The organism is Eikenella sp. NML120348 (assembly GCF_001648435.1).
In the GTDB taxonomy this organism is placed as follows: domain Bacteria; phylum Pseudomonadota; class Gammaproteobacteria; order Burkholderiales; family Neisseriaceae; genus Eikenella; species Eikenella exigua.
On sequence record NZ_LXSP01000002.1, the window covers coordinates 195,368 to 218,676 of the forward strand.

The window sequence follows — 23,309 nt, forward strand, 5'->3', positions numbered from 1 at the left end:
CCGGGCAGGAATGCCCGACCTATGTTTCAGGTAGCCTTGATCATACTGCTTCGGCTAGCCGCGTTGTTTCTGCACGAAGGCGGCTAGCGTGGACACATTAGCGAAGCTGTCGCGCAGTTCCTGGCTTTCGCCGTCGAGCTGGAAGCCGAAATGTTTTTGCACGGCCAGGCCGAGTTCGAGTGCGTCTACGGAATCGAGACCGAGGCCGCTGTCGCCGAACAGGGCTTCTTCATCGCCGATGTCGGCGGGAGTGAGGTCTTCCAGGCCGAGGCTGTCGATAATCAGTTGTTTTATTTCTTGTTTCAAATCAGTCATTTTCTTGGCTTCTTTCGTTGAAGTATTGTTGCAGGTGGTCGTTGAGGCGGCGGGCGGCGATGGGCAAGGGGTGCTTGTTTAACCAGTCCTGCGGGTTGATGTCGTCGCCGACGATAAAGCGGTAGGCCGGTTTTTGCAGCGGGATTTTGTACCACGGCTGGCCTTTTTTGAAGTTTGGCGGCTGCATTTTAATCACCACGGGGGTGATGACCTGCGCGCTTCTGAGGCCGATGGACACCGCACCGCGATGAAATCTCACCACACCGTCCCAGCCAGTGCGCGTGCCTTCGGGGAATACCAACAGGCATTGCTGCTGCAAAACTTCGTGTACGGCTTCCACAAAATCCAAGTCTTCCTGATTGGGCAGGTAGCCGCAGGCGCGGATTTGCCCGGCCATGGCCGGGTTGCGCTGCAAATCGGCTTTTACGATGCAGTTGGCTTCGGGCACGCGGCCGAGCAGGAACACCACATCCAGCAGCGAGGGATGGTTGGCCAATATCAGCTGGCCGGGGCGGCCGAGCCGCTCGAAGACTTCAAATTCCGCACTCAAAATGCCGGAGCGCATCAAATAATAGCTAAACCACAGCCAGGTGCGCGTAACCACGCGCCGCGCCTGCTTCTGCTGCGCCAACATGGGCGAACGGCGCAGCAGCCAGGGCAGCAGCACGATTTGCAGCAGCACGCCGAACACGCCGAAAAACACGAAGCCCAGCCCGGTGGCCAGCAATCGCCACAGGCGGTTTAGGCGGGCGCTTAAGGGGTAAGCCGCTGCCATTGCCAAGCCTTGTCTGCGTAATGGTTTATCCACTGGCAGCTGCCTGAATGCTGTTGCCGCAGCCATTCGAGCGCGCCCCAATAGCCGCAGTTTGCCGTGCCGCCGGCATCGTGCGCGGCGGGGGAAAGTTCCCATTCTTCACCGGCGGTAAGCAGCAGCGCCAGCGCGTGGGCAAAGGGCGCGCGTTCGGCTGGCGCGGCAGGATATTGCGCCTGCAAGGGTTCGTCCACCACCAGCGCCAACACGCGCTCTGCCCCATCGGCCAGCAGGCCGGCGGCTTCGAGCACGGCGCTTTCCAAACCGCTCTGCCGTACGGAAAGCGCGGTGTATTCGCTCATATCGCCGCGCAGCATCGACCATTGTCCGGCCAGGGCGTTGTGCACGGACAGGCCGAAGGAAGTGGGGGAAACTTCGTTGTCGCGCAACAGCGTGCTCCACAAACCGAAGCTGCGGTTGATTTCGCCGTCGTGCGAAGCGAGCACCAGCGGGCAGGATTCGCCTTCCGCCAAGAGCGGATGCGCCGCCGCAAACAGCAGCCGCGCCGAGAGGCCGAGCCGCCGCCGCTGCATGGCGGGCAGGAAATCCACCTTCGGCGGCGTGTCGGGCAAATCGGCGGCGTTTAAGCGGCCGGATGCCCACGCGGCCCAGTCTTCGCCCGTATGCAGGCGGGTGGAGGCGGCGTGCCAGCTTTGGATGGAAAAGCGGAGGCGGAAATCGGCGGTCATGGTTTAACTTCGTTGAGGCTGCGTTTTAACTGCGCTAAAGCTTTGCTTTCAGGTAGCCTTTTTAAAAACAGGCGGCCTGTTAAGAGCGCTTAAGGTGGCGCATTATAACAAGAATGCCCCACTCAGGCATCTGGCCGGCGGGCGGCAAAATATGGGCGGCGGTTCTGCGAAAAGAAAAGTTTCAGGTAGCCTTTATGCCTGAAGTTTCCATCTTGGCTGCCCGCGAATTTGAGGCTACCTGAAAGCCCCAAGCGGCTAAACAAAACGATAAAGCAGCCGCTTTTCCACCGCCTGCCATTCGCCGAAGCCGTGCCAAGCCCATTCCGCCGCCACTTCCTGCGGCCACACCACGCCGCACAGCCATGCCCCGTCCAACAGAAACACTGCGCCCTGCCAAAGCCGGCCGCCCGCGCAGAGCCGCCAGCAGTCCCCGTTTGGCCGCAATCCGGTTTGCGGCATATCCGCCAGCCCCTGCCCCGTGGCCTTAAGCAAGGCCTCTTTCAGCGTCCACAACGCATAATAATCGGCTAATTCGGCATGCTGTTGCAGCCAGCGCGCTTCGTCTGCATGCAGCACCCAATCCGGCCAGGCATCGAAACGGCGCGGGCGCAGCCGTTCCAAATCCACGCCCACGGGAAAATCGGCAGACGGCACCGCCAGCACGGCATGGCCGCCGCTGTGGCTGAGGCTACCTGAAAAATTCGGGCTACCTGAAAACCCGTCTGCCGCCGCTTGCTGCTTGAGAAAGCGGCTCACCTGCCAGCCGGTTTGCGCCGCACGGGCAGGGTGGCGCACAAGGTGGGCGCGGTCGGCCGCATCCAGCAGCCCGGCGGGGTAGCGCGCGGCGCAGTCGGGCGCGGCCAGATAGAGGCGGATGGTGTGTTGCGGCGGCAGGCGGGTAGGCATAGGCAAGGTTTTTTAATATACTTTAAACTTTGTGAAATCGCGGTTGATTGGCCGTGAATTTCCAGTTTTCCAACCCAGCTTAAAAGGGAGCAAATATGAAATCTCGCCAAATCATGCTGGCGGCTGCAATTGTAGCCGCTTTCGGCCTCGCCGGCTGCAACAACAACCGTGCGCCGAACAACACAAGCGGTCAAGGCGGCCGCAACGGCGCCCATGCCACCAGCCAAACCACCGGCCGCGTGTGCCGCCTGCTACAAGACGACGACCCCAACCGCAGCGGCCGCAAAGTAGTGTACCGCTGCTCTGGCCGCGCCGTGCTGGCTTCCGAAGAAGCCAAAAGTCTGCTCAATCCCAATGTGCCTGTGAGCTTCGGCGGCGGCGGCCGCGTGATTCAGGCTAATTTATCCACCCGTCAGGCAGCCAATGCTTCCAACAAATCAGACGAAGCCGCCTGCGAACGCGCCTTTATCAACGCCGCCCATAAATTCCAGCAAACCGCCCAAGCCCGTGGTGGCAGCCGCGTGAGCAACTTCCACAGCTACTACAACCGCCAAGTGCTGCACGGCGGGCAGTACGACTGCGAAGTGGGCACTTTCCACGCCCGCGTAGTGATGCGCGGCAACATCGCCCGCTAAGTCGGCTGCGGCATAAAGGCTACCTGAAAACTGTTGATGCGGTTTCCAGGTAGCCTTTATGCCGCCCCCATGTGGCATGACTACGCGCCCGCCTGCTGCATCCGCCACCAAGTGCAGGAATTGCCGCTCACACAGGGTGGATACCGCCCCTCCGACCTGCACACCATCAACACCCATCACGGGCTGGGGTATAATTTTAACGAAACCTGAAGCACGGTTTTCAGACGGCCTTTCAAGCTGTTGCAACCATCCACAGGAATAACACCATGCCTTCCGCCAAACTCATCCAAAAACTCAAACCCGCCCTGCAAAACCAGCTTCCGCCCGAACAAGACGGCATCTTGTTGTGCCTCGATTCCGACAGCGTAACGGGTGACAATGCCAAATACATGAAAATGTATAACCGCTTTGCCCGTTGGTACGATTTCGGCGAACGCTGGATAGCCCGCCTCAAATACGACAACAGCATCAACGAGACACGGCGCAGCCTGATGGGCGAACTGGAATGGCGGCAGGACTGCACTGCGCTCTACGTCTCCATCGGCACAGGTACCGATTTAAACCACCTGCCCGCCAACATCAACCCCACCGCGCTGGATTTAACCGGCGCCGACCTGTCGCTTGGCATGTTGGCACGCTGCCGCAACGTATGGCGGAAAAAAGCGGCGGGCTTAGACTTGGTACACTGCAACGCCGAAGACTTACCCTTTGCCGACAATCTGTTCGACGTCGTATTCCATGTGGGCGGCATCAATTTTTTCAGCGACAAACAAAAAGCCATCAACGAAATACTGCGCGTCGCCAAGCCCGGCACCAAAATCATGATCGCAGACGAAACCACCGACTTCATCCAACAACAATACAAAAAAAGCCTATTCACGCGTAACTACTTCCAAGACACCGATTTCGACCTGACACAAATCGAAAACTGCATCCCCAAAACCGTACAGGAAAAGAAAACGCGGCTGCTGTGGAACAACCGCTTTTACTGCATTACCTTCCGCAAACCTGTTTGATACAGCCGCCACATTTGCTTTTTCAGACGAGCTCGAAATCTGAAAAGGTCGTCTGAAAAATAAAAAGCAGCCTGCACTCGTTACAAAAAAGTGCAGGCTGCTTTTACGCTTTCAGGTAGCCTTTCAGACGACCTTAATGCAGATTCGCCTTAAAGAACTGCTCAAACTTATCAAACGGAATCTTGCCACTGGTGTTGTCATACAAATCCGTGTGGTTCGCACCCGGCACGATGTACAGCTCTTTGTTTTTGCTGCCCAGAGATTTGAACGCGTCTTCGCTGAAATAGCGTGAGTGTGCTTTTTCACCGTGTACGATTAAAGCGGGAGCGCGCAATTCGCCGGCACGTTGCAGGATGGGCATATTGATGAACGCCAGCGGCACGGTGGTCGCCCACGAACCTTGCGGATTGGAGTTTACCGCGCGGGGATGGAAGCCGCGTTTGGCACGGTAGAAATTGGCGTATTCGGCGATGAATTTCGGTGTGTCGGCGGTGATGTCTTTTGCCGGGTCAAGGTTGTTGGCGGGCGAAAGAGTGGCGTAGCCGTTTTGCACGGCTTCCCAGCGGCCGTTGTTCAATTGCACTTTCATTTGGTAGCGCGCTTCGGCATCCATTTGCGGCTGGGCGCGGTCGTAGCCGCCTTGTGCGTTCTGCTTCATGTTGATTTCGTAGCCGTTGGCCATCACGCGGGACATGTCGTACATGGTGCTGGTGGCGACGGCTTTGATGCGGGTATCGCCCACAGCGGCATTTAACGCCATGCCGCCCCAACCGCAAATGCCCAAGATGCCTATTTGTTCGCGATTCACGAAGTTTTGCAGGCCGAGAAAATCAACGGCGGCGGAAAAGTCTTCGGTATTGATGTCGGGCGACACCATATTGCGCGGTTCGCCGCCGGATTCACCGAGGTAGGACGGGTCAAACGCCAAGGTTACAAAACCGCGTTCTGCCATCGCTTGGGCATATAGACCGCTGGATTGCTCCTTCACCGCACCGAACGCGCCGGCCACCGCAATTGCAGGCAGTTTCTGACCCGAACGGATGTTTTTCGGCACATACAAATCGCCAACCAATGTAATGCCGTAGCGGTTTTTGAATGTTACTTTGTGGTGTTCCACTTTATTGGACTGGGGGAAAATTTTGTCCCATTCTTAGGTAAGCTACATAGTTTGAACTCCTTTCATCGGGGTAATGGATACGTCTGCCAGCGCAGGGGCGGACAAAGTCAATGCAACGGCGGCTGCGGCATCAGTTTTCAAAAATGATTTTTTAGCTTGATTTTTCATGGGGTTGCTCCGTTATTTGCTTATCGAATGAGTGCATTATAGGGATGGACTGTTTAGAAAACAATGAATAAAATCCGAATTGTTAATTCTAAAATATGGAACAATTAAGGTGCAGGCTGCCTGAAAAGGTTTTCAGACGACCTGAACCAATCCCTTGAAAATCAAAATGGATAAACTCAACGCCCTAAAATACTTCTGCTCCGCCGCCGAGACCCTGCAATTCCGCGAAACCGCGCTGCGCCTGTCCGTTTCGCCGCAAGTGGTAACGCGCGTGATTGCCGAATTGGAACAACACCTCGGCGAACAGCTTTTTACCCGCAACACACGCAATATCCACCTGACCGAGTTTGGTGCAGCCTTCCTGCCGCGCGCCCAGCAGCTCCTTGCCGACAGCGAAAACCTGTTTTCTGCCGCCAAAGAAAAAGACGAGATACGCGGCATCGTCCGTATCACCGTACCGCATTGGAGCGATAACAACCGCATACTCGCCCGCCTGCTGGAAAAATGCGCCGACTATCCCGAACTTTATATCGATTGGCGCAGCAACGATACCAAACTTAACGCGGTGGAAAACCAAATCGATATCGGCATCCGCATCGGGACACAGGCGGAAGATTTGATGATTGTCCGAAAAATCTGCGACATCACCGACAAAATCGTCGCCTCCCCCGCCTATCTCGCCCGCCACGGCACGCCGCGAAGCCTAGACGAATTAACCGGCCGTTTCCCCGCATCGTCACTCATTAACGCCAACACCAACCGCCCGTGGGGCTGGCCGCTCAACGCAGAAATGCACGTTTTTCCGAAAAACATCCGCTTCATCACAGACGACCCTGCCAACGAACTCGCCGCCGCACTGGCAGGCAGCGTTGCGGCCTATATCCCGGAACATCTGTGCCGAACCCACCTGCAAAACGGCGAACTGGTGGAACTCTTCCCCGAAATCCCGCGCCGCCCGTGGCAACTCTATATCTACCGCCCGCAACGCACAGTAACTTCCGGGCGCATGTTAAAGGTGTTCGACTGGCTGACGGAGGTGTTGCGGGAAATGTATGATAAAGAAGCTACCTGAAAATCCGGCAAGCTCAAGGATAGTCATCAGTTATCGCTAACCTCCTTTTCAGACGGCCTCCAAGCGCGAAAACCAGCCCGACTTAATCACACACACTTTTCAGGCTACCTGAAAGCGAAACTTCACCGCAGTCAAAACACCGCGCAGTTTCTGCGCAGCTTAAGTTTCAGGTAGCCTGCAATCATTGCAGCAACCGATTCCGTGGCATACTGCCTGAAACAGCCTGTCTATTCTTCTCCAGTGTATAATCCTGCCTATCACAAAACCAATCTTTCCAACCAATTACGGCTGAAGCAATGATTTTCTCATACCGAGCGACGAGCCGCAGGCAGTACAGGCAGGGGAAATAAGCGCTTTAGCTATATTTAAGAGCAAACACATCATGACCTTAGCCTACTGGTGCATCTTCTTCGCCATTTTCCTGCCCATTTTCTGCGCCGCCTATGCCAAATACCGCGCTGGATTTTCCCCGGCCGACAACCACAACCCGCGCGCCTTCCTGGCCCGCGCCCAAGGCAAGGCCGCGCGCGCCGATGCGGCACAGCAAAACAGCTACGAAATCTTCCCTCCGTTTGCCGCCGCCGTGATCATCGCCCACGCCACCGGCAACGCCGCCCAGTTCACCATCAATTTCTGGGCGCTGCTCTTCGTGGCCAGCCGCATCGCCTTTATCTATTGCTACATCAACGATAAAGCCACGCTGCGCTCGGCCATGTTCGGTGTGAACCTGCTGTGCATCGTGGCTTTGTTTATTGCCGCCATTTGATTTTCAGGTAGCCTTATGGAACGCCCCGTTAAGGTTTTGTTCGTTTGCTTGGGCAACATTTGCCGCTCGCCGATGGCCGAATATCTCTGCCGCAGCATGGCGGCCGCCCGCGGCCTGCCGGTGCACACCGCCAGTGCGGGCACATCCGGCTGGCACGACGGCGAAGGCATGCATTGCGGCAGCCTGGAAGTCCTCTCCGACGAAGGTATCGACAGCAGCGGCTTTGTGAGCCGCCGCGTGCGTGCGCAGGATTTGGCCGGTTTCGACTACCTGCTGGCCATGGACGACGACAACCTAGCCGAACTGGAACAACGCTTCGGCCGCCACCCCGGCAAAATATTCAAGATAACCGACCTTCTGCCCGATAGCGGTTACAGCCACGTTCCCGACCCGTGGTACACTGGCAACTTCAACGAAACCCGCCGCATCCTCACCGCCTGCTGCACCGCGCTGCTGGATAAGATTGAAAAAGATTTGGCCAACCAGTCCTAGCAGGCAAACACTAAAAGGCTACCTGAAAGTTTTTCAGGTAGCCTTTATTACTGCCGTATCGAAGCTCTACCACTCAAACGGCAGCCCGAGTTCCTCGGCCAAGCGGCGCATTTCGTCCAGCGTTTTGGGCAGGATGGGGATGCCGCTTTGTTTGCGTTCGCGGCAGCATTCGGCTTCTTTTTCGCCGTGGATATAAATCCGCTCTTGGCCGGCGGCTTTTGCCGATTCGCGCAGCTCTTGCAGGTAGGCGCTGAAATGGCTGCGGATAGCTTGGGCATCGCCGAAGATTTCCGGGTTGAAGGCAGCGAAATAGTGGCAGATGCCGGCATGGCTGTTTTTCATGGTGTGGTTGGAAGTGGTGCCTTGCGAGAGGCAGGCGGAGAAGAATTCCACCAGCACGGCATAACCATAGCCTTTGTGGCTGCCAAACAGCTCGCTGCTGCCGCCCAAGGGATACATGCCGCCGCCCAGCCCTTGGCGCACGCATTCCACAATAATCTGCGGGTCGGTTTCGTCCACGCCCTGGCTGTTAATTGCCCAGCCAAGCGGAGCGGTTAAGCCTTTTTTGAGGTATACCTCGGGTTTGCCGAAAGCAACCACAGAGGTGGCGGCATCGAGGCTGAAATCGGTCGGGCTGGCGGGAATGGCCACGGCGATGGGGTTGGTGCCCATCATCGGGGTGCGTCCGTAGGTGGGCACTACAATGGGGAAGGAATTGGTCATGGAAATGCCCACCAAGCCTTGGCTGGCGGCCATGCTGCTGTAGTAGGCAGCAATGCCGTAGTGGTTGGAATTGCGCACCGACACCATGCCGATGCCGCTTTGTTTGGCTTTATCGATGGCCAGCAGCATGGCATAGCGCGACACAAGCTGCCCCATTGCAGCGTGGCCGTCCACTACTGCCGATACGGGCGTTTCAAACACAGTTTCCGGTTTGGCGCCAATGTGTACGAAGCCACCATTGATGTGCTGACGGTACATTTCCAGCCGCTGCGAACCGTGCGTGTCCACACCGCAGAGGTCGGCGGCTACCAGCACATCGGTAATCTGCGCCGCTTCTTCCGGCACGAAGCCGTAAGCCTTAAAGGCGGCCTCGGTGAACGCACGTAGGGCTGCAGCATCAATTTTTTTAATCGTTTGCATTGTTTATCCTCCTCCGCTTCTGCGGCAACAAAAAACTGGTTCCAACCTGATGTGTTCGCCTACTCACTGCCTTGGCGGCAGGCTTGTTATATCTTTATTATACCGCGATTTTCATCCCAGACGGCAACCAATGCAAACCCTGCGTTGAAAGTGGTAGCAAGTGACGGTTTTAACCTCGTTGAAGCTGCACTTTCAGGTAGCCTTTAATCTGTAAACAAACCTACTTTGGCAAGATGTATCCTTGAAAGGCTTAAAAAAAAAGAATATGCTGCACGCACAGCATCACAGGATGCTGTCTATGTTATCGGAAATGGGGCGGCCAGCCTCATACTATTGTTTAGGAGAACCAACGAAATGGCTAAAAATCTGAACGTTTTCGACCGCGAATACGGTCTGCTCATCAACGGCGAGTGGACAAAGCCCGGCAACCTGCTGGAATCGCACAACCCCGCCAACGGCGAGCTTTTGGCTAAATTCACCGACGCCACCGACGCCGATGTGGATGCCGCAGTGGCCGCTGCACAGGCTGCGTTTAAAACCTGGCGCAAAACCACCGCCGCCGAGCGCGCTGCTATTCTGAATCGAATCGCCGATGTGATTGATGAGAATGCCGAACTCTTCGCCCTGCAGGAAACGCTCGATAACGGCAAACCCATCCGCGAAACCCGCGCCGCCGACATCCCGCTGGCCTCCGACCACTTCCGCTATTTCGCCAGCGTAATTCGCGGCGAAGAAGGTAGCGCCAACCAACTGGATGAAGAAGATCTCTCCATCGTATTGCGCGAGCCCATCGGCGTAGTTGGCCAAATCATTCCGTGGAACTTCCCCTTCCTCATGGCCGCCTGGAAAATTGCTCCCGCGCTGGCCGCAGGCTGCACCATCGTGATCCACCCCTCTTCCAACACCTCACTGAGCCTGCTGTCTTTCGCCCAAAAAATCAACCACCTGCTGCCCAAAGGCGTGCTCAACGTGATTACCGGCAAAGGCAGCAAATCCGGCGAATACATGCTGCACCACAAAGGCTTCAACAAGCTTGCCTTCACCGGCTCTACCGAAGTGGGCCGCCGCGTGGGCATCGCCGCTGCCGAGCTGCTGATTCCTTCTACTCTGGAGTTGGGCGGCAAATCTGCCAACATCTTCTTCGACGACATGCCTTTCGACAAAGCCTTGGAAGGCGCGCAAAAAGGTATTTTGTTCAACCAAGGCCAAGTGTGCTGTGCCGGTTCGCGCATTTTCGTGCAGGAAGGCATTTACGACAAATTCGTAGCCGCCTTGTCTGAAGAGTTTAAGAAAGTGAAAGTCGGCCTGCCTTGGGAAGACGACACCCAGATGGGCGCACAAGTGAACGCCGGTCAGCTCAACACTATTCTGAAGTATGTGCAAATCGGCGAACAAGAAGGCTGCCGCATCATCACCGGCGGTAAAAAAGTAGAAGGCGAACTGGGCAAAGGCGAATTTGTTGAGCCCACTCTGATTGCTGCCGACAGCAACAACAGCCGCATCGCCCAAGAAGAAATCTTCGGCCCGGTGGCTACCGTGATTAAATTCAAAACCGAAGAAGAAGTTATCCAGCTGGCCAACAACAGCGAATACGGCCTCGGCGGCGGTGTGTGGACGCGCGACATCAACCGCGCCCTGCGCGTATCCCGCGCCCTGGAAACCGGCCGCGTGTGGGTGAACTGCTACAACCGTCTGCCTGCCGGCGCTCCCTTCGGCGGCTACAAAACTTCCGGCATCGGCCGCGAAACCCACAAAATGATGCTCGAAGCCTACACTCAGGTGAAAAACATCTATATCTCTACCCGTGAAGAGCGTGAAGGCATGTATTGATTGCTTTGCTTGATTGCAACGCAAAAGCTGCTGGTATCCCGGCAGCTTTTTTGTGTGATCGATGGGCGTTGCTATGTCGATAGACTATCTGCGTGTTTTGTGATTTTCAGGTAGCCTTTGCGCATCACGCTTCCTGTTTAAAGGCTACCTAAAAATTAATATATAGCTGAAATAATTATTTCTTCATACCAGGCAGCGAACCGCAGACAGTACAGCTAGTACGGGCAAGGCGAACCAACGCAGTAGGAAGAAATAAGTATTTCAGTATAGCTTAAATATTTCTGTCATACAGCTTTAACCACCTTGTATGGAGAAATCTGCTTCAGCTATAGTGCCATTTATTTTTCGAGGAGAACCATTTATGTACATTCTGCCTTTTTCCATGCCGGTTAAGCCCTTCAAAATGCGCGGCATCGGGCCGCATCGGCCGATTATGATGGCTTTGGTGGCACTGCTACTACTGCCGGTGGGCGCGATATTTGTTGCGTGGCAGAGTCATGTCGCCACCGAAATTTATCAAGACTACCAAATCGGCCAACACGCCGTACCAGTAAACGCGCGGATCGATGGTGAATGCACCACTCGCAAATCCATCTTCACCAGCTGCAACACCACCATCACGTACCGCGGTCATACGGTGAAAAAATCATTTAGCTTTTTCGGTACCGGCGGCGATATTTACACCCGTGCGCTGGCTGATGCCAACGATCCCTCGCGCCTGACGTTGGATGTGGCGGTGGAAAAAGTGGGTAACCGCAGCATGGGTGTGCTGCTGTTTGGCGGACTGGGGCTGTTGATGATTGGCGCCGCGTTTTATGTCGCGCTAGTGCGTGTGCCGCGCTACCGCCGGATTTTGGCCGCCATCAACCGACCCGAAGCCCAGCCTTGGCAGCTGGCCGCCGTGCCCTGCCTGAATACCGGTAATGCGGGTAAAGACGCGGTATATCAAGCCGAAATCGATGGCAAAACCCGCAAGATCGGCCTCAGCTTCGGCAAACAAGAAAACCGTGCTTGGACGTTTCAAACCCCCAGTGGGCAGCACTACCTGCTGGCTTTCGTGCCCAATGGCGGCGGCGTGCCGGTGGCGTTGGATAGAAAGCTGGTGGCGGTGGCAGGCTTGAGCAAGGGAGAGAAAAGTAAGCTAGCGGCCGAATTGAAGCGGGCAGCGGAAACGGCAACATCGGAATGTTAGCGTGTGATTTTGGCATAAAATAGAGGCTACCTGAAAAACGCATTTCCGGGTTTTCAGGTAGCCTTTCCCGCTATAATAGCGCCCGTTTTCTTTCCCACTCCAACCCATGAAAACCGCCAAACGTTACCCCTTTCCCGCCCTGTTGCGCCAACGCCTGCAACTGTATTTTGCCGACCAAACCCAGCCGCCCGGCAGCCCGGGCGAGACGCAATTCCGCCGCTGGGCATGGCAGGCCGTGAAATCGCGCTACCGCCGTGCCGAAATCGGCCTGCTGCTGCTCGATGAAGAAACCGCCCGCGCCTACAACCGCGACTACCGCCAAAAAGACTACGCCACCAACGTGCTCAGCTTTGCACTGGATGAAGGCGAGCAGGCCGCTTTGGCCGAGCTTTCAGGTAGCCTGCCCGTTTTGCGCGGCGACCTAGTCATCTGCCCGCAGGTGGTGGCGCGCGAGGCTGCCGAACAAGGCAAAACCTTAGAAGCACACTTCGCTCACCTCACCCTGCACGGCGTGCTCCACCTGATGGGGTACGACCACATCGAGCCCGATGAAGCCGAAGCCATGGAAGCACTTGAAATCCGCCTGATGAATCAGTTAGGATACCCCAACCCCTACGCACAGGATGCAGACTGAAATGGACGACCACCCGGCCAAGCCCGGATTTTTTGAACGGCTGTTCGGCCGCCTCGCCGGCGACAGCCCCGATTCCCCCGAAGACATACTCGCCCTGCTGCGCCAAGCGCGCGAACAGAAAATCTTCGATGAAGACACCCAGCAATGGCTGGAAAAAATCATTGATTTCCGCGGGCTGGAAGTGCGCGACGCCATGATCAGCCGCGCCCAGATGGATGTGGTGAAAGCCGGCGACAGCATCAGCCGCATCATCGCCTATGTGGTGGGCACCACCCACTCCCGTTTCCCCGTGATTGCCGACGACAAAGACAACGTGCTCGGCATCCTGCACGCCAAAGACCTGCTCAAATACACCCTTAATCCCGAACAGTTCAAGCTTGAAAACGTGCTGCGCCCGGCCGTGTTTGTGCCCGAGGGCAAGCCGTTGAACGTGTTGCTTAAAGAGTTTCGCGATATGCACAACCACCTGGCCGTGGTGGTGGACGAATACGGCAGCATCAGCGGTCTGGTAACGCTGGAAGACGTGATCGAGCAGATTTTGGGCGACATCGAAGACGAGTTCGACGAAGACGACAGCGCGGATAATATCTTCGCTGTTTCCCCCGACCGCTGGCGCATCAACGCCGTTACCGAAATCGAAGACGTGAACGAATTTTTCGGCACGGACTACAGCGACGAAGAAGTGAACACCATCGGCGGGCTGGTGATTAAAGAGCTCGGCCATTTGCCCGTGCGCGGCGAAAAAGCCGTTATCGGCCCCTTGCAATTCACCGTGGCCCGCGCCGACAACCGCCGCCTGCACACGCTGATGGCGGTGAAAACCAAGCCCGAATAAACCCGCACGATAAAGGCTACCTGAAACCGGATTTCCCATTTTTCAGGTAGCCTTTGTTATAGCAGGCCAAATTGACTTTCGATACCAGGCGGTAAGCCGCAGGCAGTACAGAAGTACGGCAAGGCAAACCAACGCGATAGCGAAAGTTCAGTTGGTTGGCTATATGGCTGCGGGCGGGTAGCCAACCCGGCCATCCCATGTTTGTTGCAATCTGTTTTGGGCAGGCTACCTGAAATCATGATTGATGCCTTTCAGGTAGCCTTTGGCACGGACACGCCCGTATAATGCCGCAGCATTCTTCCCAAAGATACTTCTATATGGTTTTCTCCTCCCTCCTCACCCTGCTCGACGACATCGCCTCCGTGCTCGACGACGTGGCCTTGATGACTAAAGTGGCCGCCAAAAAAACTGCCGGCGTGGTGGGCGACGATTTGGCGCTCAATGCCAACCAAGTAACCGGCGTGCGCGCCGACCGCGAGCTGCCCATCGTGTGGGCGGTGGCCAAGGGCTCGCTGGTGAACAAGCTGATTCTGATTCCTGCCGCCCTGCTGCTTTCCGTATTCGCGCCCGCGCTGATTACGCCGCTCTTAATGCTCGGCGGCGGCTATTTGTGCTTTGAAGGTGTGGAAAAACTGCTGCACAAGCTGATGCACCGCCGCGACGGTAGCACACACAGCGTGCCCGACGAATTGATCGACGAAAACGCCAAAATCAAAGGCGCCATCCGCACCGACTTCATCCTCTCCGCCGAAATCGTCATCATCGCCCTGGGCGTGGTGGCCGAATCCAGCCTCACCACCCAAATCATCAGCCTGCTGCTTATTGGCATCGGGCTCACCGTGTTTGTATATGGCATCGTGGCGTTGATCGTGAAGGCCGATGACTTCGGCTTCGCCCTGATGCGCCGCCCGGCCACCGCTGCGGTTGGCAAAGCCCTTATTTTGTTTATGCCGTGGTTTATGCGCGGTGTCAGCATCGTTGGCACGCTGGCCATGTTCCTCGTGGGCGGCGGCATTTTTGCCCATAATTGGGGCACACTGCACCATTGGCTGCACGAACACCACTGGGACAGCGGCCTCACTAGTACACTCACCTACCTAATCACCGGCCTCGTCGTGGGCGCGGTTGCCTGCGCGGTGGTGTTGCCGCTGATGAAATTGTGGGAAAAGCGGCGGCAGGATTGATTTGGCGCATAGCGCAACGAAAGGCTACCTGAAAACGCAGCTTCAACGCAGTCAAAACACAGCGCAGCAAAGTTCCTGCGAAGCTAAAAGTTTCAGGTAGCCTTTTTCTTATCTACACGATAGGCCGGATACTTAACATCGAGCAAAGCATTTGATATTTTCAATATAGTGAATGCAAACAAGAATGCTGCAGCATTGGTTTGCCGGCCGTTCTAGCGGTACTGTCTGCGGCTTGCCGCCTTGCTCCATTCTCATTGGCACAGTAATAAAGGCTACCTGAAACTTTCAGGTAGCCTTTTTCTAGCACAAACGCTGGTTTAATCGCCTGCGGCCATCAGGTGGGCGTTACCGCCGGCGGCGGTGGTGTTGATGCTGCAGGAGGTTTCTTCAAACAGCTGCAGCACGTCCACGCCGTGTTGGGCGTTGATTATGCGCACCAGTGCGCCGTCGCTGCCGGCCAGTGTCTGTTTGAGTTCCACCGGCAATTCCTCCAGGGCAACCACGTGGCTGATGCCGGCGGAAGCGGGAGTGGCTGAGGTTTCCAGCAGGTCGGGAGCCTGTTCGGCGTAGGCGGCCAATGGATGCTGGTCGGACACGAGGGCAGTGATGCCGGAGCCGGCGAGCTCAATCCAGGCGGCGAAGGCTTGCGGCAGGCCGCCGCCGTAGAGCCATACGCGTTTGGGCGCCTGCCAGCTCAACACGTTGTGTTCGCCGGTGGGGCCGCGCAACACTTGCTCGGCTTGGCGCAGGGTGTGTACGCGGGCGCGGCCGAGGCTGCCGGCCAAGTCCAGCTTCTGCTCTTGGGTGAGCGGTAGGCTTTGCAGCAGGGTTTGCAGGCGGTTGAGCGCGTCTTCGTCGGCCTGGCCGCTGCGGGTGAGCGGGGGCGTGCGCCAGCTGTCGAGGTGGCTGAGGCGTTGTAGGTAGAAGGGGCCGCCGGCTTTGGGGCCGGTGCCGGAGAGGCCGTGGCCGCCGAAAGGCTGCACGCCCACTACGGCGCCGACGATGTTGCGGTTCACATAAAGGTTGCCGGCTTCGATGCGGCGGCGGATGTGTTCCACCGTGCCGTCGATGCGGCTGTGAATACCGCCGGTGAGGGCGTAGCCTTTGGCGTTGATTTGGTCGATGAGCTGGTCGAGCTCGTCGGCACGGTAGCGGATAACGTGCAGGATCGGGCCGAACACTTCGCGCTGCAAGTCGTTCAAATTGTTCAATTCAAACAGGGTGGGCGCGATGAAGGTGGCGTTATCGGCATTTTCAGGTAGCCTGATTTGGTAGCTGGATTTGGCGATGCCTTTCATGCGGTCGATGTGGCTTTGCAGATTGGCCTGCGCTTCGGCGTCGATAACTGGGCCGATGTCAGTGCTCAGCTCGGCAGGATTGCCCACGCGCAATTCGTCCATTGCGCCGCGAATCATATTCACCATGCGGTCGGCCACGTCTTCCTGCACGCACAAAATACGCAGGGCGGAGCAACGCTGGCCGGCGCTGTCGAAGGCGGAGGCAAGTACGTCAACGCATACCTGCTCGGCCAGCGCGGTGCTGTCCACAATCATGGCGTTCTGGCCGCCGGTTTCGGCAATCAGTACGGGCTGGCCGCTGCGGCGGGCGAGCGATTGGTTGATGAGGCGGGCCACTTCGGTGGAGCCGGTGAACACCACGCCGTTGATGCGTTCGTCTTGCGTGAGGGCGGCACCCACGTCGCCTGCGCCGAGCACAAGCTGCAGCACGTTGCGCGGAATACCGGCTTCATGCATCAGCTGCACGGCGCGGTAGGCGATCAGGCTGGTTTGTTCGGCGGGTTTGGCCACCACGGTGTTGCCGGCGGCCAATGCGGCCACCACTTCGCCGGTGAAGATGGCCAGCGGGAAGTTCCACGGGCTGATGGTAACGATGGTGCCCACGCCTTGGCTGTTTTCAGGTAGCGTGTGTTCGGCTTCGTCGGCGTAGTAGCGGCAGAAATCCACGGCTTCGCGCACTTCGGCGATAGCGTTGTTCAGCGTTTTGCCGGCTTCACGCACGGCCAAGGCCATCAGCTCTGGCATGTGCGCTTCCATCAGGTCGGCCAAGCGGCGCAGCATATTGGCGCGTTCGGCGGCGGAAACAGCAGCCCAGCTGCTTTCGGCGGCTTTGGCGGCGGCGATGATTTCCGGTACGGCGGCGGCTTCCACGAAGGCGGCGCTGCCCACCACTTCGCTGTGGTCGGCCGGATTGCGCACTTCATGCGCGGCCTGGGTTGGGGCGGCCACGGCCAAAAGCGGCACGGCATGCAAGGGCGTGGCAGCGGCATTGTTCATAACGGTTTGCAGCTCTTGCAGCGTGCTTTCGTTGCTCAGGTCGAGGCCTTGCGAATTGAGGCGTTCGTTGCCATACAGATTGCGCGGCAATGGCAGGCTGTTGTTGGGATGAATGCCTTGTTCGGCCAAGGTGTCGAAGGGGCTGCGGATGAGAGTGTCGATGCTGATGTTTTCATCCACAATCTGGTTTACAAACGAGGTGTTCGCACCATTTTCCAACAGGCGGCGCACCAAGTAGGCCAGCAGGGTTTCATGCGTGCCCACCGGCGCATACACGCGTACGCGCCGTCCCAAGTTTTGTGGGCCGACCACTTGGTCGTATAGGGTTTCGCCCATGCCGTGCAGACATTGGTGTTCGAACTGTTTGCCTTTACCCATTTGGTAAATTGCGGCCAGGGTGTAGGCATTGTGGGTGGCGAATTGCGGGAACACAGCGTCTTGCGCATCCAGCAGTTTGCGCGCGCAGGCCAAGTAGGAAATGTCGGTGTGGACTTTGCGGGTGTAGGTGGGATAGCCGTTCATGCCGTCCACTTGCGCCCATTTGATTTCGCTGTCCCAATATGCGCCTTTTACCAGTCGAATCATCAGCTTCTGATTGTTGCGGCGGGCGAGGTCGATTAAATAGTCGATCACGAAGGGGCAGCGTTTCTGATAAGCCTGCACCACGAAGCCGATACCGTGGTAGCCGGCCAGATCGGGGTCGGAAACCAGGGCTTCCATCAAATCGAGCGAGAGTTCGAGGCGGTTGGCTTCTTCGGCATCGATGTTGATGCCGATATCATATTTTTTACCGAGCAGGAACAATTCTTTCATACGCGGCAGCAGCTCGCTCATCACGCGGCCGTGCTGGGTGCGGGAATAGCGCGGGTGGATGGCGGAGAGTTTGACGGAAATGCCGTTGCCTTCATAAATGCCTTTGCCGGCGGCATCTTGGCCGATGGCGTGGATGGCGTTGACGTAGTCTTGATAATAGCGTTCGGCATCGGCTTCGGTCATGGCGGCTTCGCCGAGCATATCGAAGGAATAGAGATAGCCGAGTTTTTCGCGTTCTTTGCCGTTTTTCAGGGCTTCTTCGATGGTTTGGCCGGTAACGAACTGTTTGCCGAGCATGCGCATGGCGTAGTCTATGCCTTTGAGGATGAGCGGCTCGCCGCCTTTGCTCACGATGCGGGTGAGCGCGTTGCCGAGGCTCTGCCCGCTGGGGGCGGCAGCAAGTTTGCCGGTTACCAGCAGACCCCAGGCGGCAGCGTTTACAAATAAAGAGGGGCTGTTGCCGAGGTGGCTTTTCCAGTCGCCGCCGGAGATTTTGTCGTGGATGAGTTTGTTGCGGGTGGCTTTATCGGGAATGCGCAGCAGGGCTTCGGCCAAGCACATCAGGGCGATGCCTTCTTCGCTGGAAAGGGAGAACTCATGCATCAATGCGTCCACCCCACTGGCGCGGCGCCGCTCTTCGCGCACCTGCTTCACCAGCCGGCGGGCGAGCCGGTCGGCGGCGGTACGCTCGTCTTGGCTCATCTGGGCGCGTTCGAGCATATCCTGCACGGCTTCAACTTCGTCGCGGCGGTAGGCATCGGTAACGGCTTGACGCAGGCTGGTTTGTTGGGGATGGGCAAACTGGAACATGGTTGGTCTCCGTGGTTGGTGGGGCTGCCCGATAAACCGCTTTTCAGGTAGCCTCTGTTTCGTTATGAATAGCTGCTTGGTTTGAACATCGGTAAAACGGCATCATAAACCAAACTGCGGATAATGTGAAAGAATGTTTGGCAGGGGAGGGGGTGGTTAATCGGTTAAGGGCTACCTGAAAAGGCCGGGAGCGGTTTCAGCTAGCCTGAAGCCTTTTGATACGGGCAGTTTGAAGGCTACCGAAAGCTTTTCAGGTAGCCTTTTGCCGCCCTTTATTTTGCGGCGCGGTAATCCGCATCGGCTTTTTCGAAGCGTTGGCAGATTTCCTCGGAAGGTGCTTTGCCAACCAGCGATACAGCCACGGCAGTCAGGCCGCAGGCGATGAAACCGGGGACGATTTCATACAGTGTAGCCATGCCGGCGTTGGCCAGCGCAGGATTCACCACCTGCACCCACAACACCACCACCGCAGCGCCGGCAATCATGCCTGCCAATGCGCCGTTGGCGGTCATGCGTTTCCAGAACAGGGAAAGGATGACGATGGGGCCGAATGCCGCGCCGAAGCCTGCCCAGGCAAATTCCACCAGTTGCAGCACTTTGCTTTCGGGGTCGGCGGCAATCAGGATGGCGATAACGGCCACGGCCAGAACCATCACGCGACCCACCCACACCAATTCTTTCTGCGGCGCGTTCGGGCGCAGGAAGCCTTTATAGAAGTCTTCGGTGATGGCGCTGGAGCACACCAAAAGCTGGCAAGACAAGGTAGACATCACGGCAGCCAGAATCGCGCTCAAAATCACGCCGGCAATCCACGGATTGAACAACAGGGTAGACAAAGCAATGAACACGCGCTCGTGGTTGCCCTGCATGGCGGCGGCATCGGCGGGATGCGCACCGAAGTAGGCAATGCCGAAATAGCCCACGGCCACCGCGCCGCCCAAACACAAAATCATCCAAGTCATGCCGATGCGGCGCGCGCCCACCAGCGATTTCACGCTTTCGGCGGCCATGAAGCGCGCCAGAATGTGCGGCTGGCCGAAATAGCCCAAGCCCCAGGCGGCGGTGGAAATGATGCCGATGAAGGTCGTGCCGTGCAGCAGGCTGCCGTATTCCTTGCCGTTGGCAGCGGCGGCGGTTTGGATGAGGGCGGAAACTTCATCTGCGCCGCCCGCGCCCAAATACACCATCACCGGCGTGAGGATGAGGGCGAAAATCATCAGCGCGGCCTGCACAGTGTCTGTCCAGCTTACCGCCAAGAAGCCGCCGATGAAAGTGTAGGCAATGGTGGCGCCCGCGCCCAGCCACATGGCGCTGGTGTAGCTCATGTCGGTAAACAGGCTTTGGAACAGGCGTGCACCGGCCACAATGCCGCTGGCGCAGTAAATGGTGAAGAAAAACAGAATGATGAACGCGGAAATCACTTTCATCGCCTGCCCGTGCGCACCGAAGCGGTGGTGGAAATAATCGGGCAGGGTGAGCGCATTGTTGTTGTATTCAGTGTGCACACGCAACCGCCCGGCCACCAAAAGCCAGTTGAGATACGCGCCGATAATCAGGCCGATGGCAATCCAAGATTTGCTCAGGCCGCTCAAATACACTGCGCCCGGCAGGCCCATCAGCAGCCAGCCTGACATATCTGAAGCTCCAGCCGACATGGCGGTAACAAACGAGCCTAGGCTGCGGCCGCCGAGGATATAGTCGTCGAAATTGCGGGTGGAGAAATAGGCCGCGAGGCCGATTAACAGAACGGCAACCAGATAGATGCCGAAGGTGATATACATCGGGTTCATGAGCTGCTCCTTATTATTTTCTTTAATTTCCCCGAGGCAACTTGAGATGTGGCTGCCTGTTGCAAAAGTAAGCGGCTTGGTTTCGCTTATACTGGGAAACAACAAAAGCAGTCAATATGTATAAAAAACTTGCAATAGGAAAGTAGGATAAATGCAATTTAAGAATGAGAAAGATCGCCTGATTGCTGGCCTAAGTAGGCGGTGATATTAGGATAGGTTGGAAGTTGATAAGACATGGAAAAAAGCTCCCTTGAGTTAGCTTGATCAGAGAGAGCTAGTCCGGCCTTATTGTGAAAATAATGCCTGTTTGGCAAAGATGCCGTCAGGACTAGCCCCCCCGACGGCGCGATATATAAGGCTACCTGAAAGCGCAGTTCCAGGAGCTTAAACGATGTCTTGGCTAAGCCAAGGCTAGTGGTTTCTGCGAGGCTAAAGCGCGAGCTTTGATGAGGCGCAAAACTTGCCATTGAAACAAACCGCACAGGCAAAATGTAAACCCGGAGAGGCTACCTGAAAACTGTTTTACGTTTTCAGGTAGCCTCTCCCCTGCCCCGCCAAGCAAAAACCGTGCCGAACGGGTTTGTGCCCGTGCTAGAGCATGTTATCATTGGTCTAATTCGAAATTGAGACTGCCGCATGAGCCCTATTCTGCCTGAACTGCCCGAATACCTGCGCCGCCGTGCCGCCGAAATCAAACTACTGATTATGGATGTGGACGGCGTGCTCACCGACGGCCGCATCTTCATCCGCGACAACGGCGAAGAAATCAAGTCTTTCCACACGCTCGACGGGCACGGCATCAAAATGCTGCACCAATGCGGCGTACAAACCGCCATCATCACCGGCCGCGATGCCCCTTCTGTGGCCGTGCGCGCCAAACAGCTCGGCATCCATCACTACTTCAAAGGCATCAGCGACAAACACGCGGCCTACGCCGAATTGCGCGAAGCCGCCGGCGTGGCCGAACACGAATGCGCCTACATCGGCGACGACGTGGTGGATTTGCCCGTAATGGTGCGCTGCGGCCTGCCCGCCGCCGTGCCCGAGGCGCACGAATGGGTTTTGCAGCACGCCGCCTACATCACCCGCCGCCCGGCCGGCGCCGGTGCCGTGCGCGAATTGTGCGAAGTCATCATGCAGGCCAAAGGCTACCTGAAAACCGCTTGGGAGCAATACACAGAATGATTAAACGATTCGGCGGCTGGTGGTTTCCGCTGGTGTTGGCACTCGCGCTCGGCGGCGTGAGCTTCTGGCTCGACCGCATCAGCCAACTCGAAACCGCAGATACCCCGCTCGACCCGCACGAGCCGCAATACCAGATTTTCGGCATCCGAGGCCGCCGCTTCGCCGCCGACGGCAGCCTGACCCAACAGCTCACCGCCACCCACGCCTGGCAGTTCCCCAACCGCCAAGATGGCTACCTAGCCAAGCCCAACGTGATGTTTTCGCAAGGCGGGCAGATGGTGTACCGCATCAGCGCCGATCAGGCGCACTATATCGGCAGTGAAAACCAAGTGGTGTTCGAGAAAAACGTGGTGTTCGACAAACCCGCCATGAACGGCCAGCCCGCCGGCCGCCTCGAAACCAACAGCCTCACCGTCAACACCCAAACCCAAACCGCCCACACCCAAGATTTGGTGAACTATCAATACGGCGCCTCCCACGGCACCGCCCAAGGCATGACCTACAACCACAAACAAGGATTGCTCAACCTCTCCTCCCGCATTAAGGCCGTGATTTATGACCCCAAACAACAACATTAAACCCGCCCGCGCCCTCCTTCTTGCTGCTGCTTTGCTGCTGCCCGCCGCGGCTTCTGCGCTCACCTCCGACCGCAACCAGCCCATCCAAATCGAAGCCGACCAAGGCTCGCTCGACCAGGGCAACCGCAACACCGAATTTTCCGGCAACGTGGTTATCCAGCAGGGCACCATGTATATCCGCGCCGCCAAGGTGCGCGTGGTGAAAGCCACCGACGGCGCGCAAACCATGACCGCCTCCGGCAGCCCCGTACACTTCGGCCAGCAGCTCGACCGCCAAGGCACCGTGAAAGGCCAGGCCGCCCGCGTGGAATACCAATCCGCCACCGGCATCGTGAAACTCAGCGGCGGCGCCAAACTCGAACGCAGCGGCGACCGAGCCAGCGGCGACACCATTACCTACAACACCCGTACCGAAGTTTATACCGTGCTGGGCGGCAGCCGCAGTAACGCCAACAAAGGCCGCGTGAGCATCACCATCCAGCCGCAGCAGAAATAACGGAGGTGGGATGAAGGCCGAAACCCTGTTTGCCGAGATGGCCGAACGCTATCGTGCCGTGCCCGACCATCCCTTTTCCCGCTTCCCCGAATACGCCGTATTCCGCCACAGCGGCAGCCGCAAATGGTTTGGCGTGTACCTGCCCGTGCCGGCGGAAAAACTCGGGCGCACCTCCGGCCGTACCGTGCCCCTACTCAATGTGAAATGCCGCCCCGAACACATTGGCGCCATGCGCGCCCAAGCCGGCATCCTGCCCGCCTACCACATGAGCAAAGAACACTGGCTGAGCATCGAATTGGAACAGGCCGACGACGCGCTGATCCGCCAACTGATCGACGACAGCTTCCGTCTCACGCAGGGCAAAGCCAAGATCAGGAAACAGGCTATCTGAAAGCCTGTAATACCGGTTTCAGGTAGTCTTAAACAGTTTCAGGCAGCCCGAATTTGAGGCTACCTGAAAAAATAAAACACCTTTTTCTGCGCTGAACAGGATGTTCAGGTAGCCCCACGCCGCACAGGCTACCTGAAACTGAAAACC

Annotated in this window: 24 protein-coding genes; 15 read left to right on the forward strand and 9 right to left on the reverse strand. The window is 57.2% G+C overall.

Annotation, left to right across the window (positions count from 1 at the left end; genetic code table 11):
- Positions 1 to 54: 54 nt before the first annotated feature.
- The 4 genes from A7P99_RS04260 to A7P99_RS04275 form a co-directional block, all read right to left on the reverse strand.
- Complete coding sequence (locus A7P99_RS04260; RefSeq protein WP_003771002.1) at positions 55 to 315, reverse strand: phosphopantetheine-binding protein; 261 nt, start codon at positions 313 to 315, stop codon at positions 55 to 57.
- Complete coding sequence (locus tag A7P99_RS04265) at positions 308 to 1,090, reverse strand: 1-acyl-sn-glycerol-3-phosphate acyltransferase (RefSeq protein ID WP_067448860.1); 783 nt, start codon at positions 1,088 to 1,090, stop codon at positions 308 to 310. Before A7P99_RS04265 ends, A7P99_RS04260 begins: the two co-directional genes overlap by 8 nt.
- The gene (locus A7P99_RS04270; protein ID WP_067686615.1) at positions 1,069 to 1,815 is read right to left on the reverse strand and encodes a beta-ketoacyl synthase chain length factor; all 747 of its coding nucleotides are present in this window, start codon (positions 1,813 to 1,815) and stop codon (positions 1,069 to 1,071) included. The genes A7P99_RS04265 and A7P99_RS04270 overlap by 22 nt, the downstream gene beginning before the upstream one ends.
- A gap of 255 nt (positions 1,816 to 2,070) precedes the next feature.
- On the reverse strand, positions 2,071 to 2,721 hold the full coding sequence (locus A7P99_RS04275) for a 4'-phosphopantetheinyl transferase superfamily protein (protein ID WP_067686618.1): 651 nt from the start codon (positions 2,719 to 2,721) through the stop codon (positions 2,071 to 2,073).
- Between the two features lie 95 nt (positions 2,722 to 2,816).
- Here A7P99_RS04275 and A7P99_RS04280 point away from each other — a divergent pair, with 95 nt between their 5' ends.
- From A7P99_RS04280 to A7P99_RS04285, 3 genes are all read left to right on the forward strand, one after another.
- Positions 2,817 to 3,356, forward strand: a complete 540-nt coding sequence (locus tag A7P99_RS04280; RefSeq protein ID WP_067448854.1) for a hypothetical protein — start codon at positions 2,817 to 2,819, stop codon at positions 3,354 to 3,356.
- A gap of 69 nt (positions 3,357 to 3,425) precedes the next feature.
- Positions 3,426 to 3,566, forward strand: a complete 141-nt coding sequence (locus tag A7P99_RS10425) for a hypothetical protein (RefSeq protein WP_231863713.1) — start codon at positions 3,426 to 3,428, stop codon at positions 3,564 to 3,566.
- 56 nt (positions 3,567 to 3,622) lie between these two features.
- Positions 3,623 to 4,372, forward strand: a complete 750-nt coding sequence (locus tag A7P99_RS04285) for a class I SAM-dependent methyltransferase (RefSeq protein WP_067527991.1) — start codon at positions 3,623 to 3,625, stop codon at positions 4,370 to 4,372.
- A 133-nt stretch (positions 4,373 to 4,505) separates the two neighbouring features.
- Here A7P99_RS04285 and A7P99_RS04290 read toward each other — a convergent pair whose 3' ends face one another.
- Positions 4,506 to 5,489 (reverse strand): alpha/beta hydrolase, encoded by a 984-nt coding sequence (locus A7P99_RS04290; RefSeq protein WP_231863712.1) that lies wholly within the window; start codon positions 5,487 to 5,489, stop codon positions 4,506 to 4,508.
- 42 nt (positions 5,490 to 5,531) lie between these two features.
- Positions 5,532 to 5,657, reverse strand: a complete 126-nt coding sequence (locus A7P99_RS10575) for a hypothetical protein (RefSeq protein ID WP_255361747.1) — start codon at positions 5,655 to 5,657, stop codon at positions 5,532 to 5,534.
- A 166-nt stretch (positions 5,658 to 5,823) separates the two neighbouring features.
- On the opposite strand from A7P99_RS10575, the gene A7P99_RS04295 reads away from it, so the two are divergent.
- From A7P99_RS04295 to A7P99_RS04305, 3 genes are all read left to right on the forward strand, one after another.
- The gene (locus tag A7P99_RS04295) at positions 5,824 to 6,729 is read left to right on the forward strand and encodes a LysR family transcriptional regulator (RefSeq protein WP_067448850.1); all 906 of its coding nucleotides are present in this window, start codon (positions 5,824 to 5,826) and stop codon (positions 6,727 to 6,729) included.
- 382 nt (positions 6,730 to 7,111) lie between these two features.
- Positions 7,112 to 7,495: an MAPEG family protein gene (locus tag A7P99_RS04300; protein WP_067527989.1), complete on the forward strand. Its 384-nt coding sequence runs from the start codon at positions 7,112 to 7,114 to the stop codon at positions 7,493 to 7,495.
- 15 nt (positions 7,496 to 7,510) lie between these two features.
- Entirely contained in the window at positions 7,511 to 7,987 is a 477-nt protein-coding gene (locus tag A7P99_RS04305) for a low molecular weight protein-tyrosine-phosphatase (protein WP_067448848.1), read from the forward strand.
- 66 nt (positions 7,988 to 8,053) lie between these two features.
- Here A7P99_RS04305 and A7P99_RS04310 read toward each other — a convergent pair whose 3' ends face one another.
- Complete coding sequence (locus tag A7P99_RS04310; protein WP_067448847.1) at positions 8,054 to 9,130, reverse strand: Ldh family oxidoreductase; 1,077 nt, start codon at positions 9,128 to 9,130, stop codon at positions 8,054 to 8,056.
- A gap of 354 nt (positions 9,131 to 9,484) precedes the next feature.
- On the opposite strand from A7P99_RS04310, the gene A7P99_RS04315 reads away from it, so the two are divergent.
- The 5 genes from A7P99_RS04315 (at position 9,485) to A7P99_RS04335 (ending at position 14,805) form a co-directional block, all read left to right on the forward strand.
- On the forward strand, positions 9,485 to 10,960 hold the full coding sequence (locus A7P99_RS04315) for an aldehyde dehydrogenase family protein (RefSeq protein WP_067448845.1): 1,476 nt from the start codon (positions 9,485 to 9,487) through the stop codon (positions 10,958 to 10,960).
- Positions 10,961 to 11,321: 361 nt separating this feature from the next.
- Entirely contained in the window at positions 11,322 to 12,152 is an 831-nt protein-coding gene (locus A7P99_RS04320; protein WP_067448844.1) for a hypothetical protein, read from the forward strand.
- A gap of 106 nt (positions 12,153 to 12,258) precedes the next feature.
- Positions 12,259 to 12,786 (forward strand): rRNA maturation RNase YbeY, encoded by a 528-nt coding sequence (gene ybeY, locus A7P99_RS04325; protein WP_067448842.1) that lies wholly within the window; start codon positions 12,259 to 12,261, stop codon positions 12,784 to 12,786.
- Between the two features lies 1 nt (position 12,787).
- Positions 12,788 to 13,621 carry an HlyC/CorC family transporter gene (locus A7P99_RS04330; RefSeq protein ID WP_067527985.1) on the forward strand — a complete coding sequence of 278 codons (834 nt, stop codon included), beginning with the start codon at positions 12,788 to 12,790 and terminating at the stop codon, positions 13,619 to 13,621.
- A 317-nt stretch (positions 13,622 to 13,938) separates the two neighbouring features.
- Positions 13,939 to 14,805, forward strand: a complete 867-nt coding sequence (locus A7P99_RS04335) for a DUF808 domain-containing protein (protein WP_067528100.1) — start codon at positions 13,939 to 13,941, stop codon at positions 14,803 to 14,805.
- A 317-nt stretch (positions 14,806 to 15,122) separates the two neighbouring features.
- On the opposite strand, the gene putA is transcribed toward A7P99_RS04335, so the two are convergent.
- Positions 15,123 to 18,722 (reverse strand): bifunctional proline dehydrogenase/L-glutamate gamma-semialdehyde dehydrogenase PutA, encoded by a 3,600-nt coding sequence (putA, locus tag A7P99_RS04340; protein ID WP_067686621.1) that lies wholly within the window; start codon positions 18,720 to 18,722, stop codon positions 15,123 to 15,125.
- Between the two features lie 272 nt (positions 18,723 to 18,994).
- Positions 18,995 to 20,512 (reverse strand): sodium/proline symporter PutP, encoded by a 1,518-nt coding sequence (gene putP, locus A7P99_RS04345; RefSeq protein WP_067448835.1) that lies wholly within the window; start codon positions 20,510 to 20,512, stop codon positions 18,995 to 18,997.
- Positions 20,513 to 21,148: 636 nt separating this feature from the next.
- Between putP and A7P99_RS04350 the strand changes: the two genes are divergently transcribed.
- From A7P99_RS04350 to A7P99_RS04365, 4 genes are read left to right on the forward strand one after another with little or no spacing between them, the layout of a single operon-like run.
- Complete coding sequence (locus A7P99_RS04350; protein ID WP_067448832.1) at positions 21,149 to 21,697, forward strand: HAD family hydrolase; 549 nt, start codon at positions 21,149 to 21,151, stop codon at positions 21,695 to 21,697.
- On the forward strand, positions 21,694 to 22,275 hold the full coding sequence (gene lptC, locus A7P99_RS04355) for an LPS export ABC transporter periplasmic protein LptC (RefSeq protein WP_067448831.1): 582 nt from the start codon (positions 21,694 to 21,696) through the stop codon (positions 22,273 to 22,275). Before A7P99_RS04350 ends, lptC begins: the two co-directional genes overlap by 4 nt.
- Positions 22,253 to 22,771 carry a lipopolysaccharide transport periplasmic protein LptA gene (gene lptA / locus A7P99_RS04360; RefSeq protein WP_193563040.1) on the forward strand — a complete coding sequence of 173 codons (519 nt, stop codon included), beginning with the start codon at positions 22,253 to 22,255 and terminating at the stop codon, positions 22,769 to 22,771. The genes lptC and lptA overlap by 23 nt, the downstream gene beginning before the upstream one ends.
- Before the next feature lie 10 nt (positions 22,772 to 22,781).
- Complete coding sequence (locus A7P99_RS04365; RefSeq protein WP_067448829.1) at positions 22,782 to 23,162, forward strand: MmcQ/YjbR family DNA-binding protein; 381 nt, start codon at positions 22,782 to 22,784, stop codon at positions 23,160 to 23,162.
- Positions 23,163 to 23,309: the final 147 nt, after the last annotated feature.

Bases quoted from the DNA above. Each gene is read 5' to 3' on its own strand.
- A7P99_RS04260 (WP_003771002.1), bottom strand. From the start codon at position 315: ATGACTGATTTGAAACAAGAAATAAAACAACTGATTATCGACAGCCTC.
- A7P99_RS04265 (WP_067448860.1), bottom strand. From the start codon at position 1,090: ATGGCAGCGGCTTACCCCTTAAGCGCCCGCCTAAACCGCCTGTGGCGA.
- A7P99_RS04270 (WP_067686615.1), bottom strand. From the start codon at position 1,815: ATGACCGCCGATTTCCGCCTCCGCTTTTCCATCCAAAGCTGGCACGCC.
- A7P99_RS04275 (WP_067686618.1), bottom strand. From the start codon at position 2,721: ATGCCTACCCGCCTGCCGCCGCAACACACCATCCGCCTCTATCTGGCC.
- A7P99_RS04280 (WP_067448854.1), top strand. From the start codon at position 2,817: ATGAAATCTCGCCAAATCATGCTGGCGGCTGCAATTGTAGCCGCTTTC.
- A7P99_RS10425 (WP_231863713.1), top strand. From the start codon at position 3,426: ATGTGGCATGACTACGCGCCCGCCTGCTGCATCCGCCACCAAGTGCAG.
- A7P99_RS04285 (WP_067527991.1), top strand. From the start codon at position 3,623: ATGCCTTCCGCCAAACTCATCCAAAAACTCAAACCCGCCCTGCAAAAC.
- A7P99_RS10575 (WP_255361747.1), bottom strand. From the start codon at position 5,657: ATGAAAAATCAAGCTAAAAAATCATTTTTGAAAACTGATGCCGCAGCC.
- A7P99_RS04295 (WP_067448850.1), top strand. From the start codon at position 5,824: ATGGATAAACTCAACGCCCTAAAATACTTCTGCTCCGCCGCCGAGACC.
- A7P99_RS04300 (WP_067527989.1), top strand. From the start codon at position 7,112: ATGACCTTAGCCTACTGGTGCATCTTCTTCGCCATTTTCCTGCCCATT.
- A7P99_RS04305 (WP_067448848.1), top strand. From the start codon at position 7,511: ATGGAACGCCCCGTTAAGGTTTTGTTCGTTTGCTTGGGCAACATTTGC.
- A7P99_RS04310 (WP_067448847.1), bottom strand. From the start codon at position 9,130: ATGCAAACGATTAAAAAAATTGATGCTGCAGCCCTACGTGCGTTCACC.
- A7P99_RS04315 (WP_067448845.1), top strand. From the start codon at position 9,485: ATGGCTAAAAATCTGAACGTTTTCGACCGCGAATACGGTCTGCTCATC.
- A7P99_RS04320 (WP_067448844.1), top strand. From the start codon at position 11,322: ATGTACATTCTGCCTTTTTCCATGCCGGTTAAGCCCTTCAAAATGCGC.
- ybeY (WP_067448842.1), top strand. From the start codon at position 12,259: ATGAAAACCGCCAAACGTTACCCCTTTCCCGCCCTGTTGCGCCAACGC.
- A7P99_RS04330 (WP_067527985.1), top strand. From the start codon at position 12,788: ATGGACGACCACCCGGCCAAGCCCGGATTTTTTGAACGGCTGTTCGGC.
- A7P99_RS04335 (WP_067528100.1), top strand. From the start codon at position 13,939: ATGGTTTTCTCCTCCCTCCTCACCCTGCTCGACGACATCGCCTCCGTG.
- putA (WP_067686621.1), bottom strand. From the start codon at position 18,722: ATGTTCCAGTTTGCCCATCCCCAACAAACCAGCCTGCGTCAAGCCGTT.
- putP (WP_067448835.1), bottom strand. From the start codon at position 20,512: ATGAACCCGATGTATATCACCTTCGGCATCTATCTGGTTGCCGTTCTG.
- A7P99_RS04350 (WP_067448832.1), top strand. From the start codon at position 21,149: ATGAGCCCTATTCTGCCTGAACTGCCCGAATACCTGCGCCGCCGTGCC.
- lptC (WP_067448831.1), top strand. From the start codon at position 21,694: ATGATTAAACGATTCGGCGGCTGGTGGTTTCCGCTGGTGTTGGCACTC.
- lptA (WP_193563040.1), top strand. From the start codon at position 22,253: ATGACCCCAAACAACAACATTAAACCCGCCCGCGCCCTCCTTCTTGCT.
- A7P99_RS04365 (WP_067448829.1), top strand. From the start codon at position 22,782: ATGAAGGCCGAAACCCTGTTTGCCGAGATGGCCGAACGCTATCGTGCC.